The organism is Cedecea davisae (genome assembly GCF_044095835.1).
GTDB lineage: Bacteria > Pseudomonadota > Gammaproteobacteria > Enterobacterales > Enterobacteriaceae > Cedecea > Cedecea davisae.
Genome location: NZ_CP172054.1, coordinates 3,001,814 through 3,017,268 on the forward strand (window position 1 = coordinate 3,001,814; position 15,455 = coordinate 3,017,268).

Here is a 15,455-nt window from a genome sequence, read left to right on the forward strand (position 1 = left end):
CCCCAAAAGTAAGGTAAATTTTATTGTCCGCTTAGCACCCTTGCCGGATCGATATTGCTTGCGCGCCGTGCCGGGTACCAGCTAGCCAGAAGGCTGAGCAGGAGCGCCGTCACCAGGACGTAAACCACGTCCAGCCAGTGCAATTCTGAAGGTAAGAAATCAATGAAATAAATGTCACCGGACAGGAAATTGTGCCCGATCAGTTTTTCAATAAAGTTAATAATGTTGGTCAGCTGCCACGAGGCGAGCACGCCAACAATCACGCCGCTCACGCTGCCCAGCAGCCCGGCCAGCAGCCCGTACCAGACGAAGATCGCGCGGATAAGCCCGTCTTTTGCCCCGAGCGTACGCAGCACGGCGATGTCGCCGCTCTTGTCTTTAACCGCCATCACCAGCGTAGAGACGATGTTGAAGCAGGCCACGCCGATAACCAGCACCATTGCCAGGTACATAATGGCGCGGATCATCTGGATGTCGCGGTACATGTAGCCGTAGGTGCCTATCCAGCTGGAAATGTAGACGTAGGAATTGGTTGCCATTCCGGCGTCGTGCACCAGCTTAACGGCATTAAACACGTCGTCCACTTTGATGGAGATGCCGGTCACGCTGTTGCCCATATCCAGATAGCCCTGAGCATCCTGCATCGGAACCATCGCCAGGCTGTGATCGAGCTGGCCGCTTAAAGCCAGGATACCGGCGACCTGGAGCCTGACTCGTTTCGGCTGCATCAGCTTAGTGCCGCCGTCGTTGTTGGGGATCATGATAGAAACCCAGTCGCCCTGCTTCACTTTCAGCGCATCCGCCACGCCTTTGCCCATGATTATCTGCTGCTGCCCGGCCTTAAAATTCGCCCAGGCATGGTTCTGCACATATTGTGGCAAAGCGCTCAAACGCTCTTCCTGCGCCGGATCAACGCCTTTCACTTCTATCGCCCGCAGGTTCGCCCCGCTCTCCACCAGCCCGGTAAAGCTGATGTAAGGCGCGGCGGCAACAATGCCTTTGACCTTTTCAATCTTAGGCAAGACGTCCTGCCAGTTGGTAAACGGCTGGTTCACCGGCTTGATGTCGCCGTGCGGAACCACGGCCAGCACGCGGTTTTTCAGCTCGCGCTCGAAGCCGTTCATCGCGCTCAGGCCGACTATCAGTACCGCCACGCCCAGAGCAATGCCCAGGGTGGAGATAACCGAAATCAGCGACACCATGCCGCTGCGGCGACGCCCGCGGCTAAACCGCAGGCCTATCAATAAAGAAAGGGGTGAAGCCATTACTGCGCTCCCATCAAGGTCAGCTCGCTTGTCAGGCGGCCATCGCGCATTTCCAGCTGGCGCGACATGCGTTTTGCCAGCTGCAAGTCATGGGTGACGACTAAGAAAGCGGTACCCTGGCGCACGTTCAGCTCGCCCAGCAGTTCAAAGATGCTGTCGGCATTGCGCGCATCCAGGTTACCGGTCGGCTCGTCCGCCAGCACCAGGCGCGGATTGTTCACCAGCGCACGGGCAATCGCCACGCGCTGACGCTCGCCGCCGGACAGCTCCGACGGGCGGTGATTACTGCGGTGATCCAGCCCAACGGCGGCCAGCATCTCCAGCGCGCGTTTCTGCACTTCTTCCGGCTTCTTCTTGCCGATAAGCAGCGGCATAGCGACGTTTTCCAGCGCCGTAAAGTCCGGCAGCAGGTGGTGGAACTGGTAGATAAAGCCCAGCTCGCGGTTACGCAGTTCGGCTTTGGCCGCAGACGAAAGCTTGCTCATCGCCAGGCCGTTAAACACCACGTCGCCGGAGGTTGGCGTATCCAGGCCGCCCAGCAGGTGCAGCAGGGTACTTTTGCCCGAGCCGGAAGTGCCGACAATCGCCATTAGCTCGCCCGGGTTCATGCTGAAGCTGACATCGTGCAGCACATCCGTTTGCACTTTGCCTTCCTGATAGCGTTTGCACAGCTTGTCACACTGCAACAGGACAGAATTACTCATAACGTAAAGCCTCAGCGGGTTGGGTAGCGGCGGCGCGCCAGGAAGGGTAAAGCGTGGACAGCAGGGCAATCAACATCGCCACCAGGGCAATAACGACCACCTGTAACGGCTCGATGGCAACCGGCAGCGCCGCACCATCCAGCAGGATGCCGATAACCGGCATTAAATTATTCAGCTGGCTGGCGAGCAGCGCGCCGAGCAGCGCACCCAGCAGCGCGCCAATCACCCCCGCCCCTGCGCCCTGCACCATAAACACCGCCATAATCTGGCGGCGGGTCAGGCCCTGGGTTTGCAGAATGGCGACTTCGCCCTGCTTCTCCATCACCAGCAGGCCCAGCGAGGTAATAATATTAAACGCGGCGACCGCAACAATCAGGCTCAGCAGCAGGCCCATCATGTTCTTTTCCATGCGCACGGCCTGGAACAGCTCGCCTTTGCGCTCGCGCCAGTCTTTCCATTCAGTCCCCTGCGGCAGGGTTTGCTGGCTAAGCACGTCAACTTTCAGCGGTTCGGCCAGCCACAGACGCCAGCCGGTGATATTGCCCGCCGGGTAGCGCATCAGGCGCGAGGCGTCCTGCTGGTTAACCAACATCTGGTAGCCGTCGACTTCACTGCTCGCAGCGAAAGTGCCGATGACCGTGAACAAGCGCTGGCTCGGCACGCGGCCCATCGGCGTGAACTGGCTTGCGGAAGGCACCATAATACGGATGCTTTCCCCGCGTTTTACGCCAAGCGAAACGGCCAATTGCTCGCCGAGAATGACATTGTACTGCCCGGCAACCAGGCCAGTCTGCTTAACGTTCACCAGATAAGGCGACAGCGGGTCTTTTTCGTCCGGCTGCACGCCAAGCATTACGCCCACCGCCACGCTGCGCGCGCTTTGCAGCACCACGTCGCCGGTGGTCAGCGGCGCAATACGCGTCACGCCCTGTAGCTTGAGGGAGTCAGCCGGGAGTTGTTGAGGATTAATCGAACCGGTGGATGAAGTGACCATCGCCTGCGGCATCAGCCCGAGGATGTTGTTTTGCAGCTCGCGCTCAAAACCATTCATCACCGAAAGCACCGTGACCAGCGCCATAACCCCGAGGGTGATGCCAATGGTCGACAGCCAGGAGACAAAGCGGCCGAAGCGGTCGGCGGCTCGCCCACGCATGTAGCGCAGGCCTATAAATAACGCGACAGGTTGATACATGAAATCCGTCTTGTTGCAGTTGCATATTTGCTCTAAATAATTCGGGTTGCAGGAAGACGGCAAGACCGGGAGCCTCCTGGCACCTGGCTCACTGTTGCCAGGGCTATCGGTGCAGCCACGCACCTGCAACTTGAAGTATGACGAGCAAACAAAGATCCGGGAAGTATACGACACCTCCCCGGCCAAATGAATTCAATACCCTAAATTATTCCCGTTACTTCTCAAGCGCCTGCAACTTTTCCTAAATTTACCAAATCAGCGCCAAATACAGACAATTGAGGTCGTGCTCGCCGCGTGTTGCCGCCAGGATAAAAGGCCAATGACGACGATAAAACATAAAGACGTGGATATGGCATGAAGAAAAAGCAGCTATGGATTAATCAAATCAAAGGATTATGTATTTGCCTGGTGGTTATCTACCATTCGGTTATCACCTTCTACCCTCACCTCACCACGCTCGGGCCTGGCTTCAATTTGTATCTCGCCAAACTGTGGGTGTACCTCAATCTCTACCTTGCGCCGTTCCGTATGCCGGTATTTTTCTTTATCTCCGGCTATTTGATAACCCGCTACATCCACGAAGTGAGATGGCGTGACAGCGTGGACAAGCGGCTGTGGAGCATTTTCTACGTGCTGGTGCTCTGGGGGATGATTCAGTGGGTGGCCCTTACCCATCTGAACCAGTGGCTGGCGCCGGATCTGGATCGCAACCCAACCGCCAACGCCGCCTACGCCGATACCTTCTGGCAGTTTGCCGCCAGCATGGCGAAGGCCAGCACCAGCCTGTGGTATCTGTACGCCCTGCTGGTCTACTTCGTTATTTTTAAGGCACTGCGCCGCTACCGCATGCCGGTACTTATCCTGCTGATGGCGGTAAACATCGCTATTACTTTTATGCCGCTGCCGTGGTGGGGGCTGAACAGCGTGATGCGTAATATGGTTTATTACGGCCTCGGGGCATGGTTTGGCCCGCTGTTAATGGCCTGGATGAAAGAGTTCCGTTTTTCGCGCCATCCGTTTACCTGCGCGGGTGTCGCCTGCGGCGCTATGGCGCTTTACCTGGTCAACGTCCCGCTAGTGATTTCCCTGGTCTCTATCGTGGTAATCCTACGGGTGTTCTATCTGCTGGACGGCTGGCGCGAAACCGGCGCGAACTCATTCCTTAACGTGGTCGGCTCAAATACCATCGCGATTTACACCACGCACCGCATCCTGATAGAGGCGATGAGCCTGATAATGATAGCCCGCATCAATAACGGCAGCTTCTCCGGCCCGCTGCTGCTGGCTATTCTGCTGATTTATCCATTCATCAGCCTGGCTATCTGCACGCTGGCAGGGCTGGGCTTCCGCAAGCTTTCGGTGGCGCTGTTCGGGGATATGTTCTTCTCCCCTCCGGCTAAAATCGTGGTTTAAGGCAGCATTTTGCCCTGCACTTCTGACATCGTGCAGGGCAATGTTTCCAACATGGTCATAAATATCATAAACTTAAATACATTCACACTCCTCCCGCCACTTGCAAAAAAGCCAGCAATTAAAACGTATCATATTGATTTTAAATAAATTCTCTCTTTCTTTGGCACGATCTTCTTATAAACCAGGATATATTTTTAACCCTTCAGAAAATAACCCTCTGCCCTTATATTTATTGAAATAAAAAATTAAATAGCACCGGCACAACAATATTAATATTCACATTGCTTTGAGGAGGAGTAGGATCGCAATCAAATTCATCGCATAAAATTATTTACATCTTAAATATTGCGCCGTCATGTAAATAATAAATAGAGTAAATCTTTTCGCATAGAAAATATCAGGTATTAATATTATGAAAATAAAACGCATTGACAGAAAAAAACCAGATTTAATTGTAGGGCCGCTCACCACAACAGAATGGGGTCAGGACCGCCCATACAACGAAGTGTTCGATGAATCAAACATCGCCATGGGATGTGCTGGCGTTGCAGGGGGGCAGGTGATGAAATACTATAATCATCCCCCATTTGCTACCGGTACCTTACCAGAATACTTTACTACTGAGCTCCAGCCAGAAATGGATATTGACGGCTATGAATATCGCTGGGACTTAATGCCAGATATTCTTACTGACGACAGCTCACAGGAACAAAAAAACGCAACATCCACTTTTTTATACCATGCAGGGTATGCAGCTCAAACCACTTTTAATGCGGGTTCACCTGGGCATGAGGAATTCCTTGCTGAGGCAATGGTAAATAATTTCGGTTACGACAAAAATCTGACACAAATCCTGCTGTATAAACAAGAAGAGCAAGGGTATACAATTCAGGAAGTGGGTAAACTCCTCAGGGAAGAGCTGGATTTGGGCAGAGTTATAATGACAGCCATTCCCGGCCATGCTGTCGTTTGTGATGGTTATGCAGATGATGATTATTTTTCATTTAACTATGGCTGGGATGGTGAATGGCATGAGCAAAAACTTGACAATTCGGATATCGAGGCAAGAAAGCTCTATATTGGCATTCAACCAGCAAAAGAAGAAACGTTGCTGATATCACACCTGGATATCGGTAGCCTTGAGGGCTTCCCTGGAAATTCCACCCGCCTTAAAGCGCAGGTCTCAACATCAGGCAAGGACTTTACCGGCTATTACAGAGCAGTTTTGCTCGATAGCGCCGGCGTGCGGCGATCTTTCCTGACTCTCCCTCAAGAATTATCCCTGCCGGCAGGAAATAACGCGCAGATAGAATTGCAAATAGATATTCCCGTTGATGCCACGTACGGAAAACGGAGAATTGCCCTGACTTACAGTGAAGATGGTAAAGATTACCGGCCATTAAGAAACAACGCTGACCAGATAATTTCTTATGATATCACAATAAAAAAATACATCTCCGATGAATTAATTATTAACCGTAATACAACAATACCGGAAGAGGCATTTCTCAACAGGCCTGTCGATGTTAATTTCGAAATCACCAGCAGCATATCTGCATCTAAAAACATTGGTTGTTATATTGTAGGAAAATATTATAACTCGATTTATAAACTGGGCTCCGGCACATACAATATTGATGCGTCAGGAATAAACAAATGCACCATGACATTAGATTTTGGCAATATCGATCCCTACCATGACTATTTCCTGGCATTTGTAGAGGATGATGATGCTGATGATACTGATTTTTCCACCAGCAAACTTCTACCAACAAATGACGGTACGATACTCATACAAAACATACGTGTTAAAGATAAAGATGTAGTGTATGGCGATGTTATTCTTCTTTCTAACATAGACACATCCAAACCATTTTACACCCCAGGTTTAAATAAAGTTTCATTTAAACTCTGGTGTGATGAACAATTGGGTGGCGTAATAAAAATTATATTATTAATAAATGACAAATCAAGCAACTACAATAAATCATTTGAAACTACGATAATGGCCGGGCATGCTGGGGAGTATACAGCCTCCTTTAACATTCCATTTTCTGACTTCATGCAGAGTGAGAAATTAACGTTTAACCTGCTTTATCAAAAAACACTTGAAGATGATACTTTTTATTTGAAACCTAAAGACAATGAAATTTTCAACCCTATTGACTTTATCCTACAGTACAGAAATGCTTATGATTATCTGCATTTGGTTAAATCTATTGACTGTGATAAAACAGAATTACAGCCAAATGATGAACTAACCGTTCATTCATCCCTGCTATTCGATATGAAAAACGGGGTAGGTGACATGGTAGCCCTTGAACTTTATGCAGTATTAAGTAACGCCGACGGGGATTATTATAATATAGGTAAAGCCTCTGGTTTTATGATGGATACATTCGAAGAAACGGATGTATCACTTGATTGTAAAATTCCCGAGGGAATTGCTCCTGGCCGTTACACCCTCTTTTTAAGAGCCGAGGAAATGGTGCCTTATCAGGCTGAAAGCACTCCACCGGAAATGCTCAGCGGTGTAAATAATACGATAATCAATCAGATTGAGATCGAGATCACCGCGTAGTTTTTGCAAGTCCTCCCTTCCCTCTTTTCTTGCGCCTGAAAGAGGGAAGGCACATCAGCCAGCCCGCTCAATGGATACCCTTTTAGCAAGCTTTTTGCCTTCTCTTTTCGCCTCCGATGGTTGCTAATGTTCAACTATCAAGGATAATAATCGCTATCTGTTCATGACTTAATGCACCTCTTATGCCGGGCCCGACTACGGCATAACCTACGAGATCCTGACGCTTTCTATGCCTGAACAATATCGCTATTCCTTACCCGCTAAAGCCGCTGAACAGCGCCTGCTTGGAGAGTTAACCGGTTCGGCCTGCGCCACCGAGGTGGCCGAAATCGTCGAGCGCCATAGCGGCCCGGTGGTGCTGATTGCCCCGGATATGCAGAACGCCCTGCGCCTGCACGACGAAGTCTCCCAGTTTACCGACAGCCTGGTGATGAACCTCGCGGACTGGGAAACGCTGCCGTACGATAGCTTCTCTCCGCATCAGGAAATTATCTCTTCACGCCTGTCTACCCTTTACCAGTTGCCGACCATGCAGCGCGGCGTGCTGATCCTGCCGGTTAATACGCTGATGCAGCGGGTCTGCCCGCACAGCTACCTGCACGGCCACGCCCTGGTGATGAAAAAAGGCCAGCGCTTATCGCGGGATAATCTGCGTGCTCAGCTGGAGCAGGCGGGCTACCGCAGCGTCGATCAGGTCATGGAGCACGGCGAGTTCGCCACCCGCGGCGCGCTGCTCGATCTCTACCCGATGGGCAGCGCCCAGCCGTACCGCATTGACTTCTTTGATGATGAAATCGACAGCCTGCGCGTGTTCGACGTGGACTCCCAGCGCACGCTGGAAGAAGTGGAAGCCATTAACCTGCTGCCCGCCCATGAATTCCCGACCGATAAAAACGCCATCGAGCTGTTCCGCAGCCAGTGGCGGGATAAATTCGAAGTTAAGCGCGACGCGGAGCACATCTACCAGCAGGTGAGCAAAGGCACTTTACCTGCGGGTATCGAATATTGGCAGCCGCTGTTCTTTAGCGAGCCGCTGCCGACGCTGTTCAGCTACTTCCCGACCAACACGCTGCTGGTGAATACCGGCGACCTGGAAGCCAGTGCCGAACGCTTCTGGCTGGACGCTAACGCCCGCTTTGAGAATCGCGGCGTTGACCCGATGCGCCCTCTTCTGCCGCCGGAAGATTTATGGCTGAAGACCGACTCGCTGTTTAGCGAGCTAAAGGCCTGGCCGCGCGTTCAGCTCAAAACTGACTCTCTGGCGAAGAAAGCGGCCAACGTTAATCTGGGTTATCAAACCTTGCCGGACCTGGCGGTACAGGCGCAGCAGAAAGCCCCGCTGGACAGCCTGCGTAAATTCCTTGAGTCCTTTACCGGGCCGGTTGTCTTCTCGGTGGAGAGCGAAGGCCGCCGTGAAGCGCTGGGCGAACTGCTGGGGCGCATTAAAGTTGCGCCAAAACGCATTTATCGCCTTGAAGAAGCCGAAGGCACCGGCCGTTACCTGATGATTGGCGCCAGCGAGCACGGCTTTATTGACACCCTGCGCAACCGGGCGCTGATCTGCGAGAGCGACCTGCTGGGCGAGCGCGTAAGCCGTCGCCGCCAGGACAGCCGCCGCACCATTAACCCGGACACCCTGATCCGCAACCTGGCCGAGCTGCATCCAGGCCAGCCGGTGGTTCACCTCGAGCACGGCGTTGGCCGCTATGCGGGGCTGACGACGCTGGAGGCTGGCGGGATCACCGCTGAATACCTGATGCTGACCTACCTGGGCGACGCGAAGCTGTACGTTCCGGTCTCGTCCCTGCATCTTATCAGCCGCTATGCTGGCGGCGCGGACGATAACGCACCGCTGCATAAACTGGGCAGCGATGCCTGGTCCCGCGCGCGCCAGAAAGCCGCGGAAAAAGTGCGTGACGTTGCCGCCGAACTGCTCGACATTTATGCGATGCGTGCCGCCAAAGAAGGCTTCGCCTTTAAGCACGACCGCGAGCAGTATCAGCTGTTCTGCGACAGCTTCCCGTTCGAAACCACGGCGGACCAGGCTCAGGCAATCAATGCCGTCCTGAGCGACATGTGCCGCCCGCTGGCGATGGACAGGCTGGTCTGCGGCGACGTGGGCTTCGGCAAAACCGAAGTCGCTATGCGAGCCGCCTTCCTGGCCGTGGAGAACAACAAACAGGTCGCGGTACTGGTGCCAACCACCCTGCTTGCGCAGCAGCATCTGGACAACTTCCGCGACCGCTTTGCCAACTGGCCGGTGCGCATTGAAATGCTTTCCCGCTTCCGCAGCGCCAAAGAACAAACGCAGATCCTGGAGCAGGCAAGCGAAGGCAAGATTGATATTCTGATAGGCACCCACAAGCTGTTACAGGCCGACGTGAAGTGGCGCGATCTGGGCTTGCTGATCGTCGACGAAGAGCACCGCTTCGGGGTGCGCCACAAAGAGCGCATCAAAGCGATGCGCGCCGACGTGGATATCCTGACCCTGACCGCAACACCAATTCCGCGAACCCTGAATATGGCGATGAGCGGCATGCGCGACCTGTCGATTATCGCCACGCCTCCGGCTCGCCGCCTGGCGGTAAAAACCTTTGTGCGCGAATACGACAGCCTCGTAGTGCGTGAGGCTATTCTGCGTGAAGTGCTGCGCGGCGGGCAGGTTTATTACCTCTACAATGACGTAGAAAATATTCAGAAAGCCGCCGACAAACTGGCCGAACTGGTACCGGAAGCGCGCATTGCCATCGGTCACGGCCAGATGCGCGAGCGCGAGCTGGAACGGGTGATGAACGACTTCCACCACCAGCGTTTTAACGTGCTGGTCTGTACCACCATCATCGAAACCGGGATCGATATCCCGACCGCCAACACGATTATCATCGAACGAGCCGACCACTTTGGCCTCGCCCAGCTCCACCAGCTGCGCGGCCGCGTGGGGCGTTCGCACCATCAGGCTTATGCCTGGCTGCTGACGCCGCATCCTAAAGCGATGACCACCGACGCGCAGAAACGCCTGGAGGCAATAGCCTCTCTGGAAGATCTCGGGGCGGGCTTCGCTCTGGCGACTCACGACCTGGAAATTCGCGGCGCGGGCGAGCTGTTGGGCGAAGATCAGAGCGGGCAAATGGAAACCATCGGCTTCTCGCTGTATATGGAACTGCTGGAAAACGCCGTCGATGCCCTGAAAGAAGGCCGTGAGCCGTCGCTGGAAGATCTCACCAACAGCCAGACGGAAGTCGAGCTACGCATGCCGGCCCTGCTGCCGGACGACTTTATTCCTGACGTGAACACCCGCCTGTCGTTTTACAAGCGCATCGCCAGCGCGAAGGGCGAGCACGAGCTGGACGAGCTGAAGGTTGAGCTTATCGACCGCTTCGGCCTGCTGCCGGACGCGGCCCGCAATCTGCTGGACATCGCCGCCCTGCGCCAGCAGGCGCAGAAGCTCGGCGTGCGTAAGATTGAAGGTAACGAGAAAGGCGGCGTGATTGAATTTGCCGAGAAAAACCATGTTGATCCGGTCTGGCTGATTGGCCTGCTGCAAAAGCAGCCGCAGCATTTCCGCCTCGACGGACCGACCCGCCTGAAGTTTATTCAGGAACTTGCCGACCGCAAAACGCGGATGGAATGGGTGCGTAACTTCATGAACAGCCTGGCGGAAAACGCCGCCACATAACCCTCTGCGCCTTACCGCCCGGTAAGGCGCAACTTTCTGTGACATTTACACATTCTTTGCAATCTCCCAGGACTTCCCGACATTCCGCTAGCCGATAATTGGCGTCTATCTGTCTAATAAAATTAGCCATTTTAAACGCAGGGTTTAAGCTATGTTTGCAACGCGTACTTTGTTATTCCGCCGCTGGTTTGCCGCCGTGGCCCTGATGGGCGCGGCGATTATTGCGCTACCCGCCAGCGCTAACGATTACCCGCTTCCGGCCGCCAATAGTCGCCTGATTGGCAAAAACCTGTTCCACCAGGTTGAGAACGACGGCGGTTCGCTGGAGGCGATTGCCAAGAAGTACAACGTCGGTTTCCTGGCTTTATTGCAGGCCAACCCGGGCGTCGATCCTTACGTTCCGCGTGCCGGTAGCGTGCTGACCATCCCACGCCAGATGCTGCTGCCGGACGTGCCGCGCGAAGGCATTGTTATCAACCTCGCCGAGCTGCGCCTCTATTACTTCCCTGCCGGGCAAAATAGCGTCACCGTTTACCCGATTGGCATCGGCCAGCTGGGTGGCGATACGTTGACTCCAACAATGGTGACAAAGATCTCCGATAAACGCGCCAACCCAACCTGGACGCCAACGGCAAATATTCGCGCCCGCTATCTGGCTCAGGGCGTGAAGTTGCCTGCCGTGGTTCCTGCGGGGCCGGATAACCCGATGGGCCACCATGCGATCCGCCTCGCGGCGTTCGGCGGTGTTTACCTGCTGCACGGCACCAACGCCGACTTCGGCATCGGGATGCGCGTAAGCTCGGGCTGTATTCGCCTGCGCGACGGTGACATTAAAGCCCTATTTAACAAGGTTCCGGTCGGCACCCAGGTGCGCATCATCAATACGCCAATTAAAACCTCCATCGAGCCGGATGGTTCCCGCCTGGTTGAAGTTCACCAGCCGCTGTCCAAAGCCATTGATGACGATCCAAAAGTGCTGCCGATTGTGCTCAACGAGCCGATGAAGCAGTTCCGTGACGCGCCGCAGACCGACGCTCAGGTCATGGCGCAGGCAATGGAGCACCGCTCCGGGATGCCGGTTAACGTCAATGCTCATACGGCTGACCAGCCAGCAAACGAAATCTAGATTCAGATTTTATGCGTAAAAAAAAGGCCCTGTCGAAAGACAGGGCCTTTTGCTTGCAGTGGCATATAACGAATAAGGTCAAACGTATTGAGGGTTAACGTCCGGCTTATTTATAGATGACTGCTGTACCGTGCAGGGTGTTCGGACCGTTAACGGAGGTAATACGGAACGATTTAGCGCCCATTGCATCGGCCTTGGCGGCCAGCTGTTCTTCCAGGGAAGAGAGATTACTGCCCGCGTCCGCGCTGATGGTGCCGACTTTCTGCTGACCGGCCGGAGTGGCGGAGACTTCAACAGCCGCAAAGCTTGCGAATGAGAGTGAGCTAAGTACGGCGGCAGCGAACAGAGTAGTTAAAGTTTTCATCGTAAATGTCCTAAGCAGGTGATTATTTAGGTCGCCAACCCGAATTAGTTAACGATCGATAGAAAAATGATAAACGTGATCTGCGTCACACGTCAACACATTTTAATAACGAACGTTAAGTAATTAAAAAAAGCGCTATTTTTCATTGTGATAAGAAATAATTATTTTTCATAACAAGCCTCTGGCTACTGTCGTCGATTATTTTTATAATAAGTGTTCACTAATTAGACAGAGGTTAAACGGCAGATATGGCAACCGAGACATTAAGTTGCAGCAAAAAAAGCCGTGGCCGTCCAAAAGTGTTTGACAGGGAAGCGGCACTCGACAAGGCCATGACACTCTTCTGGCAGCATGGCTATGAAGCAACATCCATGGCGCATCTGGTAGAAGCCACCGGGGCAAAAGCGCCCACGCTGTATGCGGAGTTCACCAACAAAGAAGGGCTATTCCGCGCGGTGCTGGACCGCTACATCGCACGGTTTGCGGCAAAGCATGAAGCCTGCCTGCTGTGCGAAGAGCAGACGATGGAAACCGCGCTGGAGAACTATCTCTCTGCGGTGGCAAAATGTTTTACCGACAAAAGTACGCCCGCGGGCTGCTTTATTATCTGCACCTCGTCGGTGCTGGCGGCTTCTTCGGAAGATATTGCCGCCACGATAAAGGCCCGGCACGCCGTGCAGGAGCAGACGCTGATCCGCTTCCTTGAGCAGCATCAGCAGAAAGGGGAAATACCGGCAGAGCGCGATGTGCGCTGCCTGGCAAAATATCTGTGCTGTATTATTCAGGGAATGTCGGTCAGCGCGCGGGAAAACGCCAGCTACGAAGAGTTAATGCAGATAGTCAAAACGACGGTACGTTTGCTGCCGGAGCTGAAGAAGATCTGACTCGCAGGGCGGCCATGATGGCCGCCCTTTTTGTTAGCGCACGCGCCCTTTCGCCCAATAGGCCATAAAGTTAATCGCCTCGTGCTCCACGCCCCGCTCGCCTATCAAATGGCGACGCAGCAGCTTAACCACGGTGGACTCGGCCGCCACCCAGCCGTAAAACTCATTACTGCCGGTAGTCGCTTTGTCCCACAGCAGCTCATCCTCGGCCTCTTCCCGCACATCTTCATGATGGCTGCTTTCCGGCACGCGGGCATGGGTTTTCACCGCCTGAATCAGGCATTCTCCGTGCGTTGCCGCCGCAGGTTTACGCGGTAGCCAGTTAATCTCGGCGAAGCTAAAGGCGCTCAGGTCAACGCAATCGCCCTGCTCCGGTACTTCAAAAAATGCCTGCACTTTTGGCGGATTGGGCTGGCCCGCCAGCATCTCAAGAATGCCCCGCGCCGCAGGGAGTGCTGTTTCGTCGGCAACGATCAGCGCATTGCGCAATCCCGCCGGAGGCGTCCATTCATAGCCACCGCTGTCTTCCGGGTGGGCGGCATTAGGCGCAACTATCTGGATGCAGTCTCCCGGCACGGAGTTAATTGCCCATGCGGAAGCGGGCCCTTCGGTACCGTGGCTGACAAACTCAACGGTCACTTCCTGGCGGGCTGCATCAACGTGGCGCAGCGTATAGGTACGAATAACCGGACGCTTCTCTTTGGGCATGCCCTGCGAAATCTGATACCACTGCCCTTCGGCGGGGAGCGAAGGCGGCGTGCCATCCTCAGAAGGAAACAGCATCTTAATACGCTGATCCGGCGAATCGCATTTCATCTGCGCCACATCCGGCCCGCTAAACACCAGGCTCAGCAGCGAAGGAGAAACTTCGGTTTTGCGCGCCAGTTGAACGTTGAACAGACGGTAGCCCTGAACTCCAGCCATAACTTTTCCTTACGCTTAAATTGCAGAATGACGTGAACGGTGGCGGCTGCGCCAGATAACGCCGGACACCACGGTAAATAACACTGCGGCCAAAAAAGCCACCGTAATCAATGCCGCTTCAGCGCCTGTTTTGGACACCAGCGGCACCAGTAATGCACATAAGCCGTAGCCCAGAGTGTGGCTGGTCGCAATCCAGCCTGCCCCCGCGCCGTCGGCAAGCTTGTCGTTCAGCAGCAGCTGGTAGGCCGGGGTGGCCAGCGCCGCGCCAAATGAAAGCAGCGCGCAGCCGAGATAAAACAACCACAGCTCTACGGAAATCATCATCGCCAGGCCGCAAATCATCAGGGCACCGGCGCTCAGCAGCAGCGACATCGGGGCCATGCGCTGCGGGCGAAGAATAACGAACTGGGCGAGTAATGAAGCCACTGCGGCCAGGCTCAGCAGCCAGGCAACCTGATGGCTGATGGCGGCGGTATCGGTAGCGAACTGCCGGGTAAGCGCCGGAGAAAGCCCAAGCTGCATCAGGCTGACCGCCGCAGAAAGCAGAATGGCGCACAGCAGATAAGGCATACAGTCGAGGCGCAGGCGGGCGCTTTTACGTTCGCTGGCGGGCAAAGGAGGCGTACCCGGCAGGCGCAGCAGCATCACCAGCGCCAGCAAGGGAGCCACCATCAGCAGCCCCAGCGGCGCGAGAGGATGAATAGCCAGCATACCGGCGGCACACAGAGGCCCGAACAGGCGGCCGCTGCTCAGCCCGGAGCTGATGGTTGCCAGCGCCGCCATCCTCTTGCCCTCGCCCGCCCGCTGTAGCGCCCACACCTGGCAGGCAGGCACCATCGCCGAGACGGTAAGGCCGTAGATAATGCGCGCGACAATTAATATCCCCAGCCCGACGGCACCCGTTACCGCATGGGTTGCCAGCAGCGCGCTGCCCAGCCCCAGCAGAGTAAAGCTCGCGCCATACCCCGCCAGCGCCCATAGCACCACGGGCTTACTGCCCAGGCGGGCAATTTGTTTTCCCCACCAGGGCGAGGACGGCAAAAACAGCATCGACCCCAGGGTCAGTAAAGCCGCCCAGACGGACAGGCTCAGGTTTGTCTGAATCACCAGCACGGGGATGGCAACCAGCAGTCCGTTCTGCCCGACGCCGAGCAACCCGGCGCTAAGCGCAAGCGGCCAGCAGGAAAGGGATTTTTGCGGCGCGGCCGCGACGTCGAGAGATGTCAAAGTGTTGCTAACCCGTAGAGTGATTGTGCGTATTTGTAAAATTTATTTTAGCGATTCTAACAATTGTTATTGATAATGAGAACCGTTATCGGCAAAATT

The 15,455-nt window shown here is 54.6% G+C and carries 11 protein-coding genes; 5 read left to right on the top strand and 6 right to left on the bottom strand.

Annotated features, from left to right (window positions below):
• Positions 1-20: 20 nt before the first annotated feature.
• From lolE to lolC, 3 genes are read right to left on the bottom strand one after another with little or no spacing between them, the layout of a single operon-like run.
• Positions 21-1,265, bottom strand: coding sequence for a lipoprotein-releasing ABC transporter permease subunit LolE (lolE, locus tag ACG1VR_RS14400; protein ID WP_216376812.1), 1,245 nt, complete (start codon positions 1,263-1,265; stop codon positions 21-23).
• Positions 1,265-1,969: a lipoprotein-releasing ABC transporter ATP-binding protein LolD gene (lolD, locus tag ACG1VR_RS14405; protein WP_395489146.1), complete on the bottom strand. Its 705-nt coding sequence runs from the start codon at positions 1,967-1,969 to the stop codon at positions 1,265-1,267. The genes lolE and lolD overlap by 1 nt, the downstream gene beginning before the upstream one ends.
• Complete coding sequence (gene lolC, locus ACG1VR_RS14410) at positions 1,962-3,161, bottom strand: lipoprotein-releasing ABC transporter permease subunit LolC (protein ID WP_016535896.1); 1,200 nt, start codon at positions 3,159-3,161, stop codon at positions 1,962-1,964. The genes lolD and lolC overlap by 8 nt, the downstream gene beginning before the upstream one ends.
• 354 nt (positions 3,162-3,515) lie before the next feature.
• Between lolC and ACG1VR_RS14415 the strand changes: the two genes are divergently transcribed.
• The 4 genes from ACG1VR_RS14415 (at position 3,516) to ACG1VR_RS14430 (ending at position 11,957) form a co-directional block, all read left to right on the top strand.
• Positions 3,516-4,574 (top strand): acyltransferase family protein, encoded by a 1,059-nt coding sequence (locus tag ACG1VR_RS14415; RefSeq protein ID WP_395489147.1) that lies wholly within the window; start codon positions 3,516-3,518, stop codon positions 4,572-4,574.
• A 412-nt stretch (positions 4,575-4,986) separates the two neighbouring features.
• Positions 4,987-7,155: a C10 family peptidase gene (locus tag ACG1VR_RS14420; RefSeq protein WP_395489148.1), complete on the top strand. Its 2,169-nt coding sequence runs from the start codon at positions 4,987-4,989 to the stop codon at positions 7,153-7,155.
• A 229-nt stretch (positions 7,156-7,384) separates the two neighbouring features.
• Positions 7,385-10,831: a transcription-repair coupling factor gene (gene mfd, locus ACG1VR_RS14425; protein WP_395489149.1), complete on the top strand. Its 3,447-nt coding sequence runs from the start codon at positions 7,385-7,387 to the stop codon at positions 10,829-10,831.
• Between the two features lie 151 nt (positions 10,832-10,982).
• Positions 10,983-11,957, top strand: a complete 975-nt coding sequence (locus ACG1VR_RS14430; RefSeq protein ID WP_395489150.1) for a L,D-transpeptidase family protein — start codon at positions 10,983-10,985, stop codon at positions 11,955-11,957.
• Between the two features lie 106 nt (positions 11,958-12,063).
• Here the strand turns inward: ACG1VR_RS14430 and bhsA are convergent, their stop codons facing one another.
• On the bottom strand, positions 12,064-12,321 hold the full coding sequence (bhsA, locus tag ACG1VR_RS14435) for a multiple stress resistance protein BhsA (RefSeq protein ID WP_016535887.1): 258 nt from the start codon (positions 12,319-12,321) through the stop codon (positions 12,064-12,066).
• Between the two features lie 248 nt (positions 12,322-12,569).
• Between bhsA and ACG1VR_RS14440 the strand changes: the two genes are divergently transcribed.
• On the top strand, positions 12,570-13,205 hold the full coding sequence (locus ACG1VR_RS14440; RefSeq protein ID WP_016535886.1) for a TetR/AcrR family transcriptional regulator: 636 nt from the start codon (positions 12,570-12,572) through the stop codon (positions 13,203-13,205).
• A 33-nt stretch (positions 13,206-13,238) separates the two neighbouring features.
• Here ACG1VR_RS14440 and ACG1VR_RS14445 read toward each other — a convergent pair whose 3' ends face one another.
• Together ACG1VR_RS14445 and ACG1VR_RS14450 are read right to left on the bottom strand one after the other, a co-directional pair.
• Complete coding sequence (locus ACG1VR_RS14445) at positions 13,239-14,129, bottom strand: siderophore-interacting protein (protein ID WP_395489151.1); 891 nt, start codon at positions 14,127-14,129, stop codon at positions 13,239-13,241.
• Positions 14,130-14,144: 15 nt separating this feature from the next.
• Positions 14,145-15,356, bottom strand: coding sequence for an MFS transporter (locus ACG1VR_RS14450; RefSeq protein WP_016535884.1), 1,212 nt, complete (start codon positions 15,354-15,356; stop codon positions 14,145-14,147).
• Positions 15,357-15,455 lie beyond the last annotated feature (99 nt).